Source organism: Nonomuraea sp. NPDC004354 (assembly GCF_053602555.1).
Genome location: NZ_JBSGDV010000010.1, coordinates 18,538 through 38,502, shown reverse-complemented (window position 1 = coordinate 38,502; position 19,965 = coordinate 18,538). Strand labels below are relative to the sequence as shown.

Annotated in this window: 19 protein-coding genes; 17 read left to right on the top strand and 2 right to left on the bottom strand. The window is 70.8% G+C overall.

The window, feature by feature from the left end:
* Window positions 1-5: 5 nt before the first annotated feature.
* Complete coding sequence (locus tag ACWENQ_RS25865) at window positions 6-896, bottom strand: peptidylprolyl isomerase (protein ID WP_452416567.1); 891 nt, start codon at window positions 894-896, stop codon at window positions 6-8.
* 189 nt (window positions 897-1,085) lie between these two features.
* Between ACWENQ_RS25865 and ACWENQ_RS25860 the strand changes: the two genes are divergently transcribed.
* The 17 genes from ACWENQ_RS25860 (at window position 1,086) to ACWENQ_RS25780 (ending at window position 19,220) form a co-directional block, all read left to right on the top strand.
* Window positions 1,086-1,541 (top strand): DUF2231 domain-containing protein, encoded by a 456-nt coding sequence (locus ACWENQ_RS25860; protein ID WP_449926364.1) that lies wholly within the window; start codon window positions 1,086-1,088, stop codon window positions 1,539-1,541.
* Between the two features lie 69 nt (window positions 1,542-1,610).
* Window positions 1,611-2,855, top strand: a complete 1,245-nt coding sequence (locus ACWENQ_RS25855) for a replication-associated recombination protein A (RefSeq protein ID WP_449926448.1) — start codon at window positions 1,611-1,613, stop codon at window positions 2,853-2,855.
* Window positions 2,852-3,244, top strand: coding sequence for a VOC family protein (locus ACWENQ_RS25850; RefSeq protein ID WP_449926367.1), 393 nt, complete (start codon window positions 2,852-2,854; stop codon window positions 3,242-3,244). The genes ACWENQ_RS25855 and ACWENQ_RS25850 overlap by 4 nt, the downstream gene beginning before the upstream one ends.
* A 97-nt stretch (window positions 3,245-3,341) precedes the next feature.
* Window positions 3,342-3,713, top strand: coding sequence for a DUF948 domain-containing protein (locus ACWENQ_RS25845; protein ID WP_354912100.1), 372 nt, complete (start codon window positions 3,342-3,344; stop codon window positions 3,711-3,713).
* Window positions 3,710-3,940 (top strand): hypothetical protein, encoded by a 231-nt coding sequence (locus tag ACWENQ_RS25840; RefSeq protein WP_354912098.1) that lies wholly within the window; start codon window positions 3,710-3,712, stop codon window positions 3,938-3,940. The genes ACWENQ_RS25845 and ACWENQ_RS25840 overlap by 4 nt, the downstream gene beginning before the upstream one ends.
* Window positions 3,941-3,960: 20 nt before the next feature.
* A complete protein-coding gene (alaS, locus tag ACWENQ_RS25835) occupies window positions 3,961-6,633 on the top strand; it encodes an alanine--tRNA ligase (protein ID WP_452416565.1) in 2,673 nt (890 codons plus the stop codon).
* Window position 6,634: 1 nt separating this feature from the next.
* A complete protein-coding gene (gene ruvX / locus ACWENQ_RS25830) occupies window positions 6,635-7,117 on the top strand; it encodes a Holliday junction resolvase RuvX (RefSeq protein ID WP_354912092.1) in 483 nt (160 codons plus the stop codon).
* Window positions 7,114-8,394 (top strand): endolytic transglycosylase MltG, encoded by a 1,281-nt coding sequence (gene mltG / locus ACWENQ_RS25825; protein ID WP_452416564.1) that lies wholly within the window; start codon window positions 7,114-7,116, stop codon window positions 8,392-8,394. The genes ruvX and mltG (ACWENQ_RS25825) overlap by 4 nt, the downstream gene beginning before the upstream one ends.
* Window positions 8,395-8,623: 229 nt before the next feature.
* Complete coding sequence (mltG, locus tag ACWENQ_RS25820; RefSeq protein ID WP_354912087.1) at window positions 8,624-9,766, top strand: endolytic transglycosylase MltG; 1,143 nt, start codon at window positions 8,624-8,626, stop codon at window positions 9,764-9,766.
* A gap of 174 nt (window positions 9,767-9,940) precedes the next feature.
* Window positions 9,941-10,771, top strand: a complete 831-nt coding sequence (locus tag ACWENQ_RS25815) for a shikimate dehydrogenase (RefSeq protein ID WP_452416563.1) — start codon at window positions 9,941-9,943, stop codon at window positions 10,769-10,771.
* 385 nt (window positions 10,772-11,156) lie between these two features.
* Complete coding sequence (infC, locus tag ACWENQ_RS25810) at window positions 11,157-11,792, top strand: translation initiation factor IF-3 (protein ID WP_354912081.1); 636 nt, start codon at window positions 11,157-11,159, stop codon at window positions 11,790-11,792.
* Between the two features lie 118 nt (window positions 11,793-11,910).
* Window positions 11,911-12,105, top strand: coding sequence for a 50S ribosomal protein L35 (gene rpmI, locus ACWENQ_RS25805; RefSeq protein WP_354912078.1), 195 nt, complete (start codon window positions 11,911-11,913; stop codon window positions 12,103-12,105).
* Window positions 12,106-12,129: 24 nt separating this feature from the next.
* Entirely contained in the window at window positions 12,130-12,513 is a 384-nt protein-coding gene (gene rplT / locus ACWENQ_RS25800) for a 50S ribosomal protein L20 (RefSeq protein WP_354912075.1), read from the top strand.
* A 768-nt stretch (window positions 12,514-13,281) separates the two neighbouring features.
* Window positions 13,282-14,085 (top strand): TrmH family RNA methyltransferase, encoded by an 804-nt coding sequence (locus ACWENQ_RS25795; protein ID WP_452416562.1) that lies wholly within the window; start codon window positions 13,282-13,284, stop codon window positions 14,083-14,085.
* 251 nt (window positions 14,086-14,336) lie between these two features.
* Window positions 14,337-15,419: an ATP-binding protein gene (locus ACWENQ_RS25790; protein WP_449926389.1), complete on the top strand. Its 1,083-nt coding sequence runs from the start codon at window positions 14,337-14,339 to the stop codon at window positions 15,417-15,419.
* Between the two features lie 205 nt (window positions 15,420-15,624).
* Entirely contained in the window at window positions 15,625-16,665 is a 1,041-nt protein-coding gene (gene pheS / locus ACWENQ_RS25785) for a phenylalanine--tRNA ligase subunit alpha (protein WP_354912496.1), read from the top strand.
* Window positions 16,665-19,220, top strand: coding sequence for a phenylalanine--tRNA ligase subunit beta (locus tag ACWENQ_RS25780; RefSeq protein WP_452416561.1), 2,556 nt, complete (start codon window positions 16,665-16,667; stop codon window positions 19,218-19,220). The genes pheS and ACWENQ_RS25780 overlap by 1 nt, the downstream gene beginning before the upstream one ends.
* A 99-nt stretch (window positions 19,221-19,319) precedes the next feature.
* On the opposite strand, the gene ACWENQ_RS25775 is transcribed toward ACWENQ_RS25780, so the two are convergent.
* Window positions 19,320-19,919, bottom strand: coding sequence for a Uma2 family endonuclease (locus ACWENQ_RS25775; protein ID WP_452416558.1), 600 nt, complete (start codon window positions 19,917-19,919; stop codon window positions 19,320-19,322).
* Window positions 19,920-19,965: the final 46 nt, after the last annotated feature.

The following is a 19,965-nucleotide window of genomic DNA, read 5'->3' as shown; positions in this document are numbered from 1 at the left end:
AATCACTAGGAGAAGCGCACGTCCTTGATCACGACCGGCTTCTTCGGCGCGGTGGTGCCGCCGTCGCCGGTGATGTCGTTGGGGTTGACGATCAGGTCCTTCTCGGTCTTGGCGAGGCCCAGCATCATCTCCATGCCCTTGCTGACCGTGCCCAGCACGCCGTACTCGGGGGAGACCTGCGTGTTCTCGTTGGACAGGGAGATGGCGAACTGGCTGCCGTTCTGGCCCGCGGCGCCCGACGGCTGGGTGACGAACACGACGCCCTGGTTGTACGGGATGCCGACGTTCTCGTCGCCGTAGGTGAAGCCGGACGAGCCCTGACCGTCGGTGGGGTTGATCCCGTCGGCCTTGGCCAGCGGGTCGCCGCACTGCAGGAGGTGCACGCCCGCGGCGTCGGGCGTGACCAGGCGCTGGCACCTGGTGTTGTCGTAGAAGTTCTTCTTGGCCAGGAAGGCCAGCGCGTTGACCGTGCACGGCGCCTGCTCGGTCATGAGGTCGATGACGATCTCGCCGCGGTTGGTGACGATCGTCATCTGCTTGAGCTTCTTGTTGGGCCGCTTGCCCGGCAGGCCGACGAACTTGGTCGGGACGGCCGGGTCGTTCTGCCTCTTGTACTCGCAGGTCACCGGCCCCGCCGACGCCGTCGGGCTGGCCGAGGGCACCGCGGGGACCGAGGTGCTGGCCTTGGGGGAGGCGGAGGCCTCGGCCACGGGCGTGGCGTCGCTCTTGCCGATCATCGTGGTGGCCGCGACGATGCCGCCCGCCACGAGCACCACGGCGACGCCCGCGCCGATGAAGGTGTTGCGCCTGGCCTTGGCCGCCTGCTCGGCTGCACGCTGCGCCTGCCGCTCCTTGTGCTCCCGCGCCAGCTCGCTCTGGCGGTCGTCGCCGCTCACCGGTATTTCCTCCACGTTTGCCGACACATGACCAAACTGCTCCGCGCATGCTATCGGGGTTGGGAATGTGCTGGACGTAAGTAGCTGGTGGGAGAGATGGGGCTTATGTCCTGAGAAGTAGATGAGAAACCGGTCTCAGCGAACCTCGGCGTGGTGGGATCCGTAGTCATATGAGAACGGAGTCGTGAAATGTTCAACGAGATCCTGGGCCTCCCCGCGCACCCACTGATCATCCACTTCGCGGTGGTGCTCACCCCGCTCCTGGTCGCCGCCTCCGTGGCGTACGCCCTCGTGCCCCGCTTCCGGCCGTCCCTCGGATGGGCGGTGGTGGCGCTCGCGCTCGCCGCGCCCGCTGCCGTCTTCGCCGCCCGCCAGAGCGGCGGCGCCCTGAAGGCGGCCCGGTTCTCGCAGGTGGAGGGGGAGCTCGGGCAGCGCATCGCCGAGCACCAGAGTTTCGCCCTGCCGCTGCTGCTGGCCACGGCCGGCCTCGGCCTGGCCGCCCTGCTGATGGTCTTCCTGTGGCGCGCCGAGCGGCGCGTGCCCGCCTGGGCGGCGTCGGCGGTGACGGTGGCGCTGGCCGTCGCGGCGGGCTACTACGTGTTCCGAGCAGGGGATTCGGGCGCCAGGGCGGTGTGGGCCCTGTAGGCTCGATTTGTGGAGAGTCTGTTCGATTCGGCCGCAGAGGAGGCCACCCCCCAGCCCCTGGCGGTGCGGATGCGCCCCCGCGCCCTCGACGAAGTGCTCGGCCAGCGCCACCTGCTCGGCCAGGGCACCCCGCTGCGCCGGCTGGTCGAGAGCGACGCGCCGATGTCGCTGTTCCTGTGGGGGCCGCCGGGCACCGGCAAGACCACGCTCGCCTACGTGGTCGCCGGCGTCACCAAGCGCCGCTTCGTCGAGATCTCCGCCGTGTCGGCCGGCGTCAAGGACGTCCGCGCGGCCATCGACAACGCGCGCCGCGAGCTCGGCATGACGGGCAGGCAGACCGTGCTGTTCGTCGATGAGGTCCACCGCTTCAACAAGGCCCAGCAGGACGCCCTGCTGCCCGCGGTGGAGAACAGGTGGGTCACCTTCATCGGCGCCACCACCGAGAACCCGTTCTTCTCGGTGATCTCGCCGTTGCTGTCACGCTCGCTGCTGCTGACCCTCGAGTCGCTGTCCGACGACGACATCCGCGCCGTGCTGCGGCGGGCCGTCACCGACGAGCGCGGCCTGTCCGGCCGCGCCACGCTCGCCCCCGAGGCGCTGGAGCACCTGGTACGGCTGGCGGGCGGCGACGCCCGCCGCTCGCTGACCTACCTCGAGGCCGCCGCCCTGCTGGCCGACGACATCACGGTCGAGGTCGTGGAGAAGGCGGTCGACAAGGCGGCCGTCCGCTACGACCGGCAGGGCGACCAGCACTACGACGTCATCAGCGCGTTCATCAAGTCGATGCGCGGCTCCGACGCCGACGCCGCGCTCCACTACCTGGCCCGCATGATCGAGGCCGGGGAGGACCCCCGGTTCATCGCCCGCAGGATCGTCATCTTCGCCTCCGAGGACGTCGGCCTGGCCGACAACACCTGCCTGCAGACCGCGGTCGCCGCCGCGCAGGCCGTCCAGCTCATCGGCCTGCCCGAGGCGGGCATCAACCTGGCCCACGCGGTCATCCACTGCGCGCTGGCCCCCAAGTCCAACGCCGTGGTCAAGGCCATCGGGGCGGCCGCCGACGACGTGCGGCGCGGCCTGATGGGCCAGGTGCCCGGCCACCTGCGCGACGCCCACTACCCGGGCGCGGCCAAGCTCGGCCACGGCAAGGGCTACAAGTATCCCCACGACTTCGAGCACGGTCTGGTCCGCCAGGACTACGCTCCCGAGGAGGTGCGCGAGCGCCGCTACTACGCGCCGACCAGGCACGGCGCCGAGGCCGGCGTCGCCGACCGGTGGGCCAGGATCCGCGACTTCCTGCGCGGATCCTCGTGAGCCTGCACCACGTGGAGCTGTGGGTCGACTCGCTGGAGGCGGTCCTGCCCGGCTTCACCTGGCTGTTCACCAGACTCGGCTACGAGCCTCACCAGGAGTGGGAGGGGGGAAGGTCGTGGCGGCACGGAGCCACCTACATCGTCGTGGAGGAGTCGCCGGCGCGGGTGCGGGAGCCGTACGACAGGATGCGCCCTGGCCTCAACCACCTGGCCTTCCACGCCGACGACGTCGACGCCATGGTGGCCGAGGCGCCGGCGCACGGATGGCGGCTGATGTTCGCCGACCGGCACCCCCACGCGGGCGGCCCCGGCCACTACGCGGCCTACCTGGAGAACGCGCAGGGCTTCGAGGTGGAGCTGGTGGCCGGAGCGCGTCGGGCGGCGGAGTGACTCGCTCGGCGCGACATACACCCAGCAGGCAGTCGAGTGGTATCCGGCACGATAGGGTCTTTCCCATTCCACGACGCCAACGGGGACGGATCCGCTGATGCTGACCGCAGGAGAACTGGCCGGGCTGATCGTCGCCATGGCCTGGGCGATCCTCGTCTGCTTTCTCGCCATGGTGCTCGTCAAGCTCGCGCGGCTGCTCAGGGAGACCACCAAGATGGTCTCCGACCTCAACGACCGGGTCGTGCCCCTGCTGGAGGACATGAGCATGACCGTCAACGAGGCCAACCGGCAGCTCGTCGCCGTCGAGGCCATCACCCGCGACGTCAAGCAGGTCAGCGGGCACGCCGCCAAACTCAGCGCCGTCACCCAGACGATCTTCACCGGGCCGCTCATCAGGGTCTCCGCCCTCAGTCACGGCGTGCGCAGGGCCATCGAGGTCCGCAAGCAGCCGCGCAGGAGGCGGCGGTGATCAGGCGGCTGTTCTACATGGCGCTCGGCGCGTTCGGCGCCGTGTGGGTGATGCGCAAGCTGCAGACCCTCAAGCCCGACCACGTCGCCCGCAGGGCCGCCGACGGTGCCAGCGGGCTGCTGCTGCAGGTGAGAGACTTTACCTCCGAGGCGCTCGGCGAGGCCGCCGACCGCGAAATCGAGTTGCGATCCCGCTTCGGGCTCGACAACCCTGACACAACCCACTAACGCAAAGGATGGCCGCTGATATGGAGTCGGCAGAGATCGCCCGCCGCTTCCTGCGCTTCTTCGAGGAGCGTGGGCACAAGGTCGTGCCCTCGGCCAGCCTGATCGCTGAGGACCCGACGCTGCTCCTGGTGCCTGCGGGCATGGTGCCCTTCAAGCCGTACTTCCTGGGGCAGCGCAAGCCTCCGGCGGCACGGCTGGCCAGCGTGCAGAAGTGTGTGCGCACCCCCGACATCGACGAGGTCGGCAAGACCACCAGGCACGCCACCTTCTTCCAGATGCTCGGCAACTTCTCCCTCGGCGACTACTTCAAGGAACTGGCGATCCCGTACGCCTGGGAGCTGCTGACCAAGCCCGAGTCGGAGGGCGGCTTCGGCTTCCCCGAGGACCGGCTCTGGGCGACGGTCTACCTCGACGACGACGAGGCCTTCGACATCTGGCACAACAAGGTCGGCGTGCCGGTCGAGCGCATCCAGCGCCGCGGCCTGGCCGACAACTACTGGCACATGGGCGTGGCCGGCCCCGGCGGCCCCTGCTCGGAGATCTACTACGACCGCGGTCCCGAGTACGGCCGCGAGGGCGGGCCCATCGCCGACGAGAACCGCTACCTCGAGGTCTGGAACAACGTCTTCATGCAGGACCAGCTGAGCGCGGTCCGCAACAAGACCGACTTCGACATCTCCGGCGAGCTGCCCAACAAGAACATCGACACCGGCATGGGCCTCGAGCGCATGGCGGCGATCCTGCAGGGCGTCGACAACATCTACGAGATCGACACCACCTACAAGATCCTCGACAAGGCCGCCGAGCTCACCAACTCGCGCTACGGCCGCGACCCGCGCGCCGACGTCAGCCTGCGCGTGGTCGCCGACCACGTCCGCACCGGCACCATGCTGGTCGCCGACGGCGTCGGCCCGAGCAACGAGGGCCGCGGCTACGTGCTGCGCCGCATCCTGCGCCGCTCCATCCGCAACCTGCGCCTGCTCGGCTCGGGCGAGGAGCGCTACATGCACGAGCTCACCGCGGTCGCCATCGACGTGATGGGCGAGCAGTACCCCGAGCTGAAGAACGACGCGCCGCAGATCCACGCGGTCATCGACGCCGAGGAGACCTCCTTCCTCGGCACGCTGCGCACCGGCACGGCGATCTTCGACGTCGCCGTCGAGGAGACCAAGCGCAAGTCCGGCACCACGCTCTCCGGCGACCAGGCCTTCCAGCTCCACGACACCTACGGCTTCCCCATCGACCTCACCCTGGAGATGGCGGCCGAGCAGGGGCTCAAGGTCGACGAAGAGGGCTTCCGCCGCCTGATGAAGGAGCAGCGCGAGCGCGCCAAGGCCGACGCGGCGGCCAAGAAGACCGGCAACGCCGACATCTCCGTCTTCGGTGAGCTGCTGGAGAAGGCGGGCACGGTCGAGTTCCTCGGCTACGACCTGACCACCGCGGAGTCCAGCGTGGTCGGCATCCTCGTCGACGGCGTCCCGGTTCCCGTGGCCGGCGCGGGCTCGACCGTCGAGGTCGTGCTGGGCCGTACCCCCTTCTACGCCGAGGGCGGCGGTCAGCTCGCCGACCAGGGCGTGCTGCGCACCTCGGGCGCGCAGGTCGACGTGCTCGACGTGCAGTCGCCGATCAAGGGCCTGGTCGTCCACCGCGGCAAGGTCCGCACCGGCGAGCTGCGCCTGGGCGACGAGGTGCAGGCCGAGGTCGACGTGGAGCGCCGCAAGGCGATCTCGCGCAGCCACAGTGCCACCCACCTGGTGCACCGCGGCTTCAAGAACGCCCTGGGCGAGTCGGCGGCGCAGGCGGGCTCGGAGAACTCGCCCGGCCGCTTCCGCTTCGACTTCACCTCCGCCGGCGCCGTGCCGCCCAGCGTGCTGCGCGACGTCGAGGACGAGGTCAACGCCGTCCTCATCAACGACCTCAGGGTCAACGCCTTCTACACCTCCCAGGCCGAGGCCAGGGCGATGGGCGCGCTGGCCATGTTCGGCGAGAAGTACGGCGACGAGGTCCGCGTCGTGGAGATCGGCGACTACTCCCGCGAGCTGTGCGGCGGCACCCACGTCCACTCCTCGGGCCAGCTCGGCCTGGTCAAGGTGCTGGGCGAGCAGTCGGTCGGCGCGGGCGTGCGCCGCGTGGAGGCGCTGGTCGGCATCGACGCCTTCCGCTTCCTGGCCCGCGAGTCGCTGCTGGTCGCCCAGGTGACCGAGCAGCTGAAGGCGCGCCGCGAGGAGCTGCCCGAGCGCATCGAGGGCATCGTCTCCCGGCTGCGCACCGCCGAGAAGGAGCTGGAGAAGCTGCGCTCCGCGCAGGTGCTCCAGATCGCCGGCGATCTGGCCGCGCAGGCCCGTGAGCTGCACGGAGTCTCTGTCGTGACCCACCGCGCGCCTGATGGAACCGGGCCCGATGATCTGCGTAAGCTCGCGCTTGACGTGCGCGGCAGGTTCGCCGGCGACCGTCCGGCGGTCGTCGTGCTCGCCGGGGTCCCCGCTGACCGTCCGGTGGTGGTTGCCGCGGTCAACGAGGCGGGGCGCGAGCGGGGGCTCAAGGCCGGGAGACTGGTCGGCGTCGCCGCCAAGGCGCTTGGGGGTGGCGGTGGCGGCAAGGACGATGTCGCGCAGGGCGGGGGCACCCGTCCTGAGGCGATCGACGAGGCGTTGCGCGTGGTCGGCGAGACCATCGCGGAGCAGCTCGCCTGACATGAGATTCGGCGCACGACTCGGCGTCGACGTCGGGTCCGTACGCATCGGAGTGGCCCGCAGCGACCCCTCGGGACTGCTGGCCACTCCGGTGGAGACCGTCAGACGCGGTGCGGGCGACCTCGACCGCATCGCCGTCCTGGTCGAGGAGCACGCGGCGATCGAGGTGATCGTCGGGCTGCCCACCTCGCTGTCGGGACGTGAGGGCCAGGCCGCGGCGCTGGCCCGCACCTTCGCCGTCGACCTCGCCGTACGGCTGGCACCCGTGCCGGTGCGGCTGTTCGACGAGCGGCTGACCACGGTCGCCGCCCAGCAGGGGCTGCGGGCCAGCGGCGTCAAGGCCAAGAAGCAGCGCTCCGTCGTCGACCAGGCGGCCGCCGTCGTGCTGCTGCAGGACGCGCTCGACGCGGAGCGAGCCACAGACCGGCCACCAGGCAGACCTGTCGATCCGCCCGAAGCGGCGGACGACGGGTCTGCCCGGTGAGCGGGCCGGACGACGAGGGACCCCGCACGACGCCGGGACGTCCCCTGGAGGACACGGCTCCGCTGCCGGTGGCCGAGCTGCCGTCGAGCCGGCGGCCCGGCGACGACGACGGTGACTCGCTGGCCGAGGTGATCCCCTTCAGCAGACCGGCGGAGGACGAGGGAGAGGCCGGCGGCGACGGGCCCGACCTGCCGGCCGCCGGTTGGGCGGCCTCGCCGGCAGCCGATCGGGCGGCCTCGGGCCGGCGCCGGGCCAGGCGCAAGGCGGCCACGCTGGCGGGTGGCGCCGCCGCCTCCGTGCTGGCGCTCGGCACCGCGGGGCTCGTGGTGCTGAAGCCGTACGTCATGCCCGCGGACTTCGACGGGGCGGGCACGGGAGCGGTCACCGTGCACATCCACCCGGGAGCCAGCGCGGGCGACATCGGGGCACTCCTGACCGAGGCCGGCGTGGTGGCCAGTGCCCGCTCGTTCGCCAACGTGGCGCAGGAACGTTCCAAGGCGGCGAGCCTGTATCCCGGGCACTACCTGCTGCGCAAGGGGATGGCCGCCGCCGCGGCGCTCGACCTGCTGCTGACGCCGAGTGCCAGGGTGGTCAAGCGGGTCACGCTGCCCGACGGCATGCGGCTGTCGGAGGCGCTGCCGTACCTGGCCAAGCAGTCGGGCATCCCGCTCCAGGACTTCCGGACGGCCAGGGTCGCCACGCTGGGCCTGCCCCGCTACGCCCGCGGCCTGGAGGGCTTCCTCTTCCCGGCGACCTACGAGGTCGAGCCGGGCGGCACGGCGGCCGACCTGCTCAGGCGGATGGTCACCCGGTTCAGAGAGGCGGCCGCGAGCATCGGCCTCGAGTCACGTGCCGCGGGGGTCGCGCTCACGCCGCTGGAGGCGGTCACCGTGGCGAGCCTGGTGCAGGCCGAGGGCGGCAGGGACGGCGACTATCCGAAGATCGCTAGAGTGATCTACAACCGGCTCAGGAGCGGCACCCCGCTCCAGCTCGACGCCACCGTCACCTATGCGCTCAACCGGCGCACGCTGAAGCTGTCGCAGGACGATCTCAGGGTGCGCTCCCGGTACAACACCTACCGGCACAAGGGCCTGCCTCCGGGGCCGATCGCCAATCCGGGGGAGAAGGCGCTGCTGGCCGCGTTGCACCCGGCCAGGGGCGATTGGAACTGGTTTGTGACAACCAACCCGGAGCATAGAATCACGAAATTCACCGACAAAGAGAGTGAGTTCGTGAGATACCGGGAAGAGTTGAACGACTACCTCGGGACCCATTGATGCTGCTCGGGGCCTGCTTAGTCCCGCCGAGGACCGGGGCCGGGGCGGAGGCGCGCACGCCTGCCGCATCCCCTAGCATTGCTACACATCGTGATAACCGCTGGTCACCGGCTCAAGGCCGGCGGATCCCCTCGTTCGGCTCGGTAACCCCCACCGGTTTGGTGTTCCCCCTTGACGCCAGGCCGTCCATACCGGGAGATTGGCCACCGCATCTATGAACGATCTCGACATGGACTTTTTGCTAGGCTCCGAGGACGACGAAGGTCGGGCCAGGGGCCGCTCTCGCGGTTCCGGCAAGGTGGGCCGTGGCCGCCGCAGGCGCAGGCGCCGCAACCGCGGCGGATTCCTCGCCCCGCTGCTCGCTGTGATCGTCCTCGTGGGCATCATCGGCGGTGGCGGCTACTACGGCTACCTGTGGCTCAGCGACGCGCTGGTGCCCGACGACTTCAAGGGACCCGGCACCACCGAGGTGGTCATCCAGGTCAAGGACGGCCAGACCGCCGCCGACGTCGCCAAGACCCTGCAGGCGCAGGGCGTGGTGGCCAGCGAGCGCGCCTTCACCAACGCCATCGCCGCCGCCGGCAAGAGCTCCGAGCTGCGACCCGGCCAGTTCACCCTGAAGAAGGGCATGTCGGCCGCCGCCGCCGTCGAGGCGCTGGTGTCGGGCAAGAAGCTGCAGAACACCGTCCTGATCAAGGAGGGGGAGCGGCTCACCAAGGTGTTCGACATCCTGGCCAAGCAGACCAAGAAGTCGCGCAAGGAGTTCGTCGCGGCGGCCAAGGACAAGGAGGCCATCGGCCTGCCGTCCTACGCCAAGAGCCTGGAGGGCTACGCCTTCCCCGCGACCTACGAGTTCGAGCCGAACGCCACTCCCACCCAGATGCTCACCCAGATGGTCGACCGCTACACGCAGGCGGCGTCGGCCACGAACCTGGAGGAGTCGGCCAAACAGCTCGGCCTCACCCCGGGGCAGATCATGACCGTCGCCAGCATCGTGCAGGCCGAGGCGGGCACGTACGAGGACATGCCGAAGATCGCCGAGGTGATCTACAACCGTCTGTCGCGCAAGCCGGCGATGAAGCTCCAGATGGACAGCACGGTCATGTACGCGCTCAACAAGTACGGCATCGCCGCCTCCCACGCCGACCTGGAGACCAAGTCGAAGTTCAACACCTACATGTACGAAGGACTGCCGCCGGGGCCGATCAGCAACCCGGGCGAGCACGCGATCGAGGCGGCGCTCAAGCCGAGCGACAGCGGCTACCTGTACTTCGTGACGACCGACCCCAAGAACAAGGTCACCAAGTTCACGGCCAGCGAGGCGGAGTTCTGGAAGCTGAAGGCGGAGTTCGAGCGCAACGGCGGCGGGTGACCCGTCCGGCCCGCGGGCTCGTCGCCGGCTCGGCGTGGGCTCGGTGCAGGCTGGGCTCGGCGCCGGCGTGGGCTCGGTGAGGCGTGGTCCCGTGCCGCCGGGTGGGGCTCGCGCGGGCCTGCCGTACCGGGCGATAGAGTCCTGGAGATCCAGGGCGCGGTGAAAGGAGCAGGTGTGCGGACCACAGGACGGGCGGCGGTGCTGGGCTCGCCGATCACGCACTCGCTCTCGCCGTTCCTGCACCGGGCCGCCTACCAGGCGATGGGCCTGACCGGCTGGACCTACGAGGCGCGCGAGTGCGACGAAGCCGGCCTGCCCGCCATGCTCGACGCCGAGGACTGGGCGGGGCTGTCGCTGACGATGCCGCTCAAGCGCGCCGTGCTCCCGCTGCTCGACACCGTCTCCGACCTGGCCGTCGCGGTGGGCGGCGCCAACACGGTGGTGTTCGCCCACGGCGCCAGACACGGCGACAACACCGACGTCCACGGCATCGAGCAGGCCCTGGCCGAGGCGGGCATCCCCGCCCCCGGCTCGGCGCTGGTGCTGGGCGGCGGCGCCACGGCCGCCTCCGCCCTGGCCGCGCTGCGCGGCCTCGGCACCGGCGCCGCGACACTCGTCGTGCGCGACCCCGCGCGGGCGGGGGAGACGGTCGAGGTGGCCGAGCGGCTCGGGATGGCACTGGCGGTCGAGACGTTCGACAAGCTCGACGCGTTGCTCGACGTCGACCTGGTGGTCTCCACGCTGCCCGGTGGCGCCGCCGATGCTTTCGCGGGCCAGGTGGCGCGGGTCCCCGCGCTGTTCGACGTCGTCTACGCCCCCTGGCCGACGCGCCTGGCCGCTGCGGTGCGGGCCGCCGGCGGACAGGTGGTCGGCGGGTTCCCGATGCTGCTGCACCAGGCGGTGCGGCAGGTGGAGCTGATGACGGGCCGGACGGACGTGCCGGTGGCGGCGATGCGCGCGGCGGGCGAGGCCGAGATCCTCAGGCGCGCCACTCGGGCGGGTTGATTCCCGGTCCCGCGAAGTCTTGACTTTACGGTGACCAGCCCCGGGCAGCCCGATGGGGCTGAGCCTGGCCGTTCTCCGGCCGTCTCGGCGAAGACGGGCCTGCTCCGCGGCCCGCTGTCGTGTGCCAGGCCGTCCAGGAAATGCGTCAGCCAGGCGGGATGATTCGGCGGGCGCTCGTGGTTGTGGTAATGTAGCTCCCTGATCGGTCCGGCATGCTTGCTGGACGCGCAAGCGGAGGTCTCCCTCCCACCTGAGTCACCGTGAGGTGTCCAGGTACAGGATCACGCCGGACTTACTCCGGGGAGCTTACGGCCATTCGAGCCGCCAAGCTCAGTGGCCCCGCATGCGCGATGTGCGGGGCATTTTCGCGTTTACATCCGCGTTGATGCCCGGCACGATCGAGCGCGTAGGGATCGCATACCTAGGAGGCCCCATCAGCACTGAGCCCCGCATCAACGAGCGCATCCGTGTGCCCGAGGTTCGCCTCGTCGGCCCTAACGGTGAGCAGGTCGGCATCGTGTCCATCCACGACGCCCTGAAGCTCGCCCAGGAGGCAGACCTCGACCTCGTCGAGGTCGCGGCCACGGCTCGTCCGCCCGTGTGCAAGCTCATGGACTACGGCAAGTTCAAGTACGAGTCCGCGATGAAGGCGCGCGAGGCGCGCAAGAATCAGGCGCACACGATCATCAAGGAGATCAAGCTCCGGCCGAAGATCGACCCGCACGACTACGAGACCAAGAAGGGTCACGTGGTGCGGTTCCTCAAGGCGGGAGACAAGGTCAAAGTCACGATCATGTTCCGCGGACGTGAGCAGTCGCGTCCCGAGCTGGGTTTCAGGCTCCTGCAGAGGCTGGCCGAGGACGTCACGGAGCTCGGCTTCGTCGAGTCCCAGCCCAAGCAGGACGGCCGTAACATGATCATGGTGATCGGTCCGCACAAGAAGAAGGCCGAGGCCAAGGCCGAAAAGGCAGCGGCCAAGGCGCAGCGTGGCAGCGAGGAGCCTTCCGAACCGGAAGAGTGACCCGCAGTTCGGGTTAGCCTTACAGGCGACCCAGCCAGCGCCAGTCGAACAAGCCGCAACCGGGCCGGCCCGCACCGGCCCGGGATTCGGCACGGACGAATTGAGGAGAGACGGCGAAATGCCGAAGATGAAGACGCACAGCGGTGCGAAGAAGCGGTTCCGGTTCACCGGAACCGGCAAGATCAAGCGCCGCCGCGCCAGCCGCGCGCACTACAACGAGTGGAAGTCGTCCACGCTGACGCGCCGTCTCAAGAATGAAGTCGTCATTTCCGACGCTGACTACAAGAAGACCAAGAAGCTGCTCGCCAAGTAGCGCAAGTCCCCGGGGAGATAGAACATGGCACGCGTGAAGCGGGCGCTCAACGCCAAGAAGAAGCGCAGGGTCGTCCTCGAGCGGGCGAGCGGCTACCGTGGCCAGCGGTCCAGGCTGTACCGCAAGGCCAAGGAGCAGATGCTCCACTCGATGACCTACGCCTACCGTGACCGTAAGGACCGCAAGGGCGCCTTCCGCCGCCTGTGGATCCAGCGGATCAACGCGGCGGCCCGTCAGAACGGCATCACCTACAACCGCCTGATCCAGGGTCTGCGGCTGGCCAACATCGAGGTCGACCGCAAGATCCTCGCCGACCTGGCGGTCAACGACAGCCAGACCTTCGCGACGCTGGTCGAGGCCGCCAAGAAGGCCCTGCCGGCGAACGTGAACGCGCCGGCCGCGGGCTGACCGTTCGGCACGGATTCGCACGGGCCCACCGCCACGTCGGTGGGCCCGTTTTGTTTGCCCGGCGCGGCCCGCTCGGGCGGACATGGGGCCGGACGGCACGCGGGTGATTCGCGTCGCCGTCCCGGCTCGTGCCCCTGCCCTCCCGGACAGGCGGGTGTCACGGCGCGGCACCTGGTGGCCGGGCCCAGGGGCTTCCAGGAGGAACCGCTCGATGGCCGGTGGGTTGCCGGTGCGCCGAGAGCGGCCTGGGGGTTCTCTCGTGGGCCACGGTCTCCTGGCTTTCTCGCGGGAGCGGCCTCTTGGCTTTGTCCGGGAGCGGTCTTCTGGCTTTCTCCCGGGAGTGGTCCGCCGGTGGCTGACGGCCGGCGGGAGTGACCGATCATCCGGCGGGTTTCGCGGCACGGGGCGACCGGCCTGGTGTGGCTCGTGTCGATCTGCGGTTCGCTGAGAGCTGCCTGACAGCCGCGCAACGGCCGTTCCTGCGGGTGATCGCCGGCAGCGGGCAGGCGCGATGGCCGGACCGGGTTCGGCCCGACCGTCGCCGGCGGGCCGGCAGGCGGTGAGCGGACCGGGTTCGGCCCGACCGTCGGCAGCGGGCAGACGGGCGGTGAGCGGATCGGGGTCGGTGAAGCGGGCCGTGAGCGGCGTCCGGCCTCCCGCAGCGGCCCGCGTGAGCGTCCCTCATGCTCTTCAGGGGTCCGGGAGGGTCGTGAGGGCTGGACAATGGCTCGTGCGGGCACGAGCGTTCGACGAGTGGGGGACTGGAGCATGGCGGGATCCGAGCTGACCAACGTGAAGTCGCCGCGCGTGAAAGCCGCGCGCCGGCTCACCAAGCGCGCCTTCAGGGAGCAGGACCGCAAGTTCCTCGCCGAAGGACCCCAGGCCGTGCGCGAGGCGCTCAAGCTGGACGGCGTGGTCCTCGAACTGTTCGCCACCGCCGAGGCCGAGGTGCGACACGGCGACCTCATCAGCGAGGCCACGCTCAAGGGCGTTCCGGTCCAGCGGGCCAGCGGCGAGGTCATGGCCGAACTGGCCCAGACGGTGACGCCGCAGGGCCTGGTGGCGATCTGCACGTTCGTGCACACGTCCCTGGAGCAGGCCGTCACCGAGCAGGCCCGGCTCGTGGCGGTGCTCGCGCACGTGCGCGACCCCGGCAACGCGGGCACCGTGATGCGTACGGCCGACGCGGCCGGCGCCGACTCCGTCGTGTTCACCGACGCCTCGGTCGACCCCTACAACGGCAAGTGCGTCAGGGCCAGCGCGGGCAGCCTGTTCCACCTGCCCGTGGCCATCGGCTCGCCGGTCGCGCAGGCCGTGCGGCGGCTGAAGGACAGCGGGCTGCGGGTGCTGGCGGCCGACGGGGCCGGCAAGCACACGCTGGACGACGTCGACCTGTCGGGGCCCACGGCCTGGGTGTTCGGCAACGAGGCGTGGGGGCTGCCCGAGGAGATCCTGGCGCTCACCGACGACGTGGTGCGGGTACCGATCTACGGGCAGGCCGAGAGCCTCAACCTGGCGACCGCGGCGGCGGTCTGCCTGTACGCCTCGGCCAGGGCCCAGCGGAACGGCTGAACCGACCCGGAACCGGCCGGGCAAGCGGGGTTTGCCCCGCAGGCGCGTGACGGCGGCGCGTGACGGCGGCCCGCCGGTGAGTTCGCGTGCCGTCTCCCTGGACGGGCCGGCATGCGTGCCCTGGGTGGGCCCGGCCCGGCGGTAGCCGTACGGGAGGGCAGGGCGACCCCAGCGCAAGGCGGCGCGCGCGGGTGCCCTCCGGTGTGGGAAACCCGCTATTGTCGGCCATGTAGGTCGAGGAGGCGGGGTTCGTGCGGGGCGAAGGTACCGGTTGGCGGGTGTCCGATCCGGCGTGCACGGTGCCCGTGGACGACCTGCCCGACGGGCTCATCGTGACCGACCGCTTCGGCGTGATCCTCACCGTCAACAGGGCCGCCGCCAGGCTCACCGGCGTCAGCCGCGAGCGCGCGGTCGGCGGTGACATCAACGAGGTGTTCCCGTTCCGCGACCACGACGGCCGCGAGTGGTGGAAGTGCCTCGACCCCGAGGGCGGGCTGCGCACCAGGACCAGGGTGCCCGAACGGCCGCTCCACCTGCCCGGCGGGCAGGAGCTGCACGTGGCGGCCAGGCTCGTGCGCGAGCCCGAGTGCGGCGGCGACGTCGCGCGGGTCACGATCACCCTGCGCGACGGCGGCGCCAGGGCGCGGCTCGAACGCAGCCGCGCCGACCTGGTCTCGACGGTCGCCCACGAGCTGCGCTCGCCGCTGACCAGCGTCAAGGGCTTCACCGCGACGCTGCTGGCCAAGTGGACGCGCTTCACCGAAGAGCAGAAGCTCGTGATGCTGGAGACCGTCAACAACGACGCCGACAGGGTCACCAGGCTGATCACCGAGCTGCTCGACGTCTCGCGGATCGAGTCGGGGCGGCTGGAGATCCACCGGGCGGTCGTCGACGTGCCCGCCCGGGCCCGCAAGATCATCGCTGGCAGGGTCGCGGCGGGCGAGCCCGAAAACCGCTTCCAGCTGCGAGTCTCCGGCGAGCTGCCCGAGATGTGGCTCGACGGCGACAAGATCGACCAGATTCTCGGTAACCTGGTGGAGAACGCGGTGCGCCACGGCAGGGGCACCGTCACGATCGACATCGAATCCGTCGGCTGGGGAGTTGCCGTGTCCGTGCGAGACCAGGGTGAGGGCATCGCGCCCGAGCTGGCCCCGCGCGTCTTCCAGCAGTTCTGGCGCGGCAACAGCCGCAGGCGCGGCGGCACGGGCCTTGGCCTGTTCATCGTCAAGGGCCTGGTGGAGGCCCACGGCGGCACCATCACCGTGCAGCGCGCGCCCGAGGGCGGGGCCGAGTTCCGATTTACCATGCCCGCCGGGGCACCCGACTTCGCCTGACCGTACGGCGAGCACGGACCCGACGGGCTTTTCCACAGGCGCGAGGCGCGGCCGGTCGTTTTCCACAGGCAGGCGTCGCCGCGCACGACCCTTTCTGCCGATCCGACTAGACTCGGGTCCGCTCAAGCCCTGGATACGGAGCTCTCTCTTGTCTGACTACGACCCCGTCGAGGTCACCCCTCTGCACGCCGACGAGGTGGCGCGCATGGAGGCCGAGGCCGTCGCCGCGATCAAGGCGGCGGGCGATCTCGACGCACTCAAGCAGGTGCGCCTCGCACACGCCGGAGACCGCTCGCCGATCGCGCTGGCCAACCGCGAGATCGGCGCCCTGCCGCCCGCGGCCCGCGCCGAGGCGGGCAAGCGCATCGGCGGCGCCCGCAAGGCGATCAACGAGGCCCTCGCCGCGCGCCAGGCCGAGCTGGAGGCCGAGCGCGACGCCCGCGTCCTCGTCGAGGAGACGGTTGACGTCACGCTGCCCTGGGACCGCGCGCCCCGAGGCGCCCGCCACCCGCTCACGACCATGCAGGAACGCATCGCCGACACCTTCGTCGCGATGGGCTACGAGGTCGCCGAGGGCCCCGAGCTCGAAGGCGAGTGGTTCAACTTCGACGCGCTCAACATCGCGACCGACCACCCGGCCCGCTCCGACCACGACACCTTCTTCGTCGAGTCCACCGACTCCGGCAAGGTGCTGCGCACCCAGACCTCCCCGGTGCAGATCAGGGCGCTGCTGCAGCGGGGCGTGCCGGTCTACGTCGTCTCGCCCGGCAAGGTCTTCCGCACCGACGAGCTCGACGCCACCCACACGCCGGTCTTCCACCAGGTCGAGGGGCTGGCGATCGACGAGGGCCTGACGATGGCCCACCTCAAGGGCACGCTCGACCGCTTCGCCGAGGTCATGTTCGGCGAGGGCATCACGACCAGGTTCAGGCCCAACTACTTCCCCTTCACCGAGCCTTCGGCCGAGATGGACCTCAAGTGCTTCGTGTGCAGGGGCGCCTCGGCCGTTCCCGGCAACCCGCCCTGCCGCACCTGCAAGTCGGAGGGCTGGATCGAGTGGGGCGGCTGCGGCATGGTCAACCCGCGCGTGCTCGTCGCCTGCGGCGTCGACCCGCGCAAGTACTCCGGCTTCGCCTTCGGCATGGGCATCGAGCGGACGCTGATGTTCCGCCACAACGCCGAAGACATGCGTGACATGGTCGAGGGCGATGTCCGCTTCACCCTCCCGTTCGGAATGGAGATCTGATGAAGGTCCCGCTTTCCTGGCTGCGGGAGCACGTCGACCTCCCCGCCGTCACCGCGCACGAGGTGGCGGACAAGCTCACCGCCGCCGGCCTCAAGCTCGAGAGCATCAGCTCCCACGGCCACGACGTGAAGAACGTCGTGGTGGGCGAGGTGCTCTCGATCGAGGAGCTGACCGGGTTCAAGAAGCCGATCCGCCACTGCATGGTCGAGGTCGGCGAGGCCGAGCCGCGCCAGATCGTCTGCGGCGCCACCAACTTCGTGGTGGGCGACAGGGTGCCCGTCGTGCTGCCCGGCGGGGTGCTGCCCGGCGGCTTCGAGGTCGGCGCGCGCAAGACCTACGGCCGCATGTCCGAGGGCATGATCTGCTCCGAGCGCGAGCTCGGCCTCGGCGACGACCACGACGGCATCATGGTGCTGCCCCAGGACACCCCGATCGGCACCGACGTGGTCGAGCTGCTCGGCCTGCGCGACGACGTGCTCGAGCTGGAGATCACCCCCGACATCGGCTACGCCCTGTCGATCAGGGGCGTGGCCCGCGAGGCGGCCACCGCCTTCGGCGTGCCGTTCCATGACCCGGCGGCGATCGAGCTGCCCGCCGACACCGAGCCGTCCCACCCCGCCTCCATCGGCGACCCGACGTCCTGCGACAGGTTCGTGCTGCGCGAGGTGCGCGGCTTCGACCCGTCCGCGCCGAGCCCGCTGTGGATGCGCACCAGGCTCACCAGGGCCGGCATGCGTCCGGTGTCGCTGGCCGTCGACATCACCAACTACGTGATGCTGGAGCTCGGCCAGCCGCTGCACGCCTTCGACCGCACGAAGCTGACCGGCGAGATCGTCGTACGGCGGGCCGTCCCCGGCGAGACGCTGGAGACGCTCGACCACGTCGTCCGCAAGCTCGACACCGACGACATCCTGATCACCGACGACTCGGGCGCGATCTCGATGGCGGGCACCATGGGCGGCCTGCACACCGAGATCTCCGACGACTCCACCGACATCGTGATCGAGGCGGCCCACTTCTCGGCCACCGGCACGGCGCGCATGTCCCGTCGGCACAACCTGGTGTCGGAGGCGTCCAAGCGTTTCGAGCGCGGCGTCGACCGCGAGCTGCCGCTGGCCGCCTCGTGGCGGGCGGTGCAGTTGCTCACCTCCCTGGGCGGTGCCACCGCCGTCCCGGGTGTCACCCACGCCCAGAGCGAGGTGTCGCCCGTGCGGATCGCCATCCCGACCTCCCACCCGGGGGCCGTGGCCGGCGTGCCGTACTCCCGTGAGACGGTCGTCACCCGCCTGGAGCAGGTGGGCTGCCAGGTCGTGCCGGGCGCCGACCCGGCGCCGCAGCGCGGCGGCGTCGACCCCACGGGCGTGGTCTCCGGCGGCGACACCGACGGGCTGCTGGCCGTGACGGGCGACGACATGATCACGGTCACGCCGCCGTCGTGGCGCCCCGACCTCACCGACCCCAACGACCTGGCCGAAGAGGTCATCCGCCTCGAGGGCTACGCCGACCTGCCCTCGATCCTGCCCAAGGCTCCGGCGGGCGCCGGGCTGACCGAGGCGCAGCGGCTGCGCCGGCGGGTCGGCCGCACGCTGGCCGCCGCCGGCTACGTCGAGGTGCTGGCCTACCCGTTCCTCGGCGAGCGCGACCTCGACCACCTGCAGCTGCCCGAGGGCGACGACCGCCGTCGTGCCGTACGGCTGGCCAACCCGCTGTCGGAGGACGAGCCGCTGCTGCGCACCACGCTGCTGCCCGGCCTGCTCAAGACCCTGGTGCGCAACGTGGGCCGCGGGTTCAACGACGTGGCGCTGTTCGAGACCGGCCTGGTCTACCGGCCCGGTGAGGGCACGCCCGCCAAGGCGCCCGTGCTCGGCGTCGACCGCCGGCCCTCTCCCGAGGAGCTCGAGTCGATCGAGTCGGCGCTGCCCAGGCAGCCGCAGCGGGTGGCCGTCGTGCTGGCCGGCGAGTTCGAGCGCTCCGGCTGGTGGGGCCAGGGCCGCCAGGCCGGCTGGGCCGACGCCGTACAGGCCGCTCGGCTCGTGGCGAGTGAGGCCCGCGTGGAGCTCGCCGTGGTCGCCGACCAGCACGAGCCGTGGCACCCCGGCCGGTGCGCCGCCCTCTACGTGGGCGACGTCCTCGTGGGCCACGCGGGAGAGCTGCACCCCCGGGTGGTCGAGGCCTACGGCCTGCCGCCGCGCACCTGCGCCATGGAGCTGGAGCTCACCCGCCTCGAGCAGGCCATGCCGGGGCCGGTCGAGACGCCCCCTGTCTCCTCCTACCCGATCGCCACGCAGGACGTCGCACTGATCGTCCCCGACTGGACCCCGGTCGCGGACGTGGCGGCGGCGCTGCGTGACGGCGCGGGCGAGCTGCTGGAGTCGGTGCGGCTGTTCGACGTCTACACCGGAGCGCAGGTGGGCGAGGGCAACAAGTCGCTGGCCTACACGCTGCGCTTCCGCGCCGCCGACCGCACGCTGACGGTGGAGGAGACCACCGCCGCCCGCGACGCGGCCGTCGCGATGGCCGCCGACCGGGTCGGCGCGCAACTGCGCGGGGCGTAGGAGAGACCGTGAAAGGGGGCCCCTCGGGGCCCCCTTTTTCGTGGCGACCTTCGTGCCGCCCGGCTCGCGGATTCGTCCAGATCTCAGAGCCGATTGATCTCAGAGCCGGTCGATCTCGGTGAGGTCGATGTCGAGGTCGAACGGGACGGTGAGCTTCAACCGGTCGTGGTGGATCCCGGTGAGCCCGTAGGCGCAGGTCGCGGGGTCGAGCTCGTAGACGTGGACGACGGGACCATGCGCGTCGTTCTCGACCCGCCAGTGGTGCCTGATGCCCGCCTCCGCGTACAGCTGCGGCTTGCGCTCGCGGTCGCGCACGAGAGAGTCCGGTGTCACCACTTCGGCGGCGAGCAGCACGTCGGCCGCCTGGTAGGAGGTCTCCTCGCCGTGCGTCGCCTCGGCGCGGACGATGCTCACGTCAGGCTCGGGCCGCTGGGCCGGGCCGAGGATGACGCTCATGTGCCTGCGCACCCTGAGCGTGCCCGGAGCCTGGCGTCGCAGCTCGAACTCCAGGAGCGAGACCGTGCGCATGTGGAGGGACGGCTGTGGGCTCACGAACACCAAGCTTGCGTCAATCAACTCCGTGCGCGCAGGCAGATCCGGAAGGTGATCGAGGTGCTCGGCGGCGAAGCCCTCGGCCGGAGGGAAGACCCAACCGGGTAGCGAGCGAGTCGTCTCCGGTGTCACCGCGTCGGACGCCATGGGCCCACGGTAGGTGATCTACGCCGCTCACGCCCGGAGAACGAGG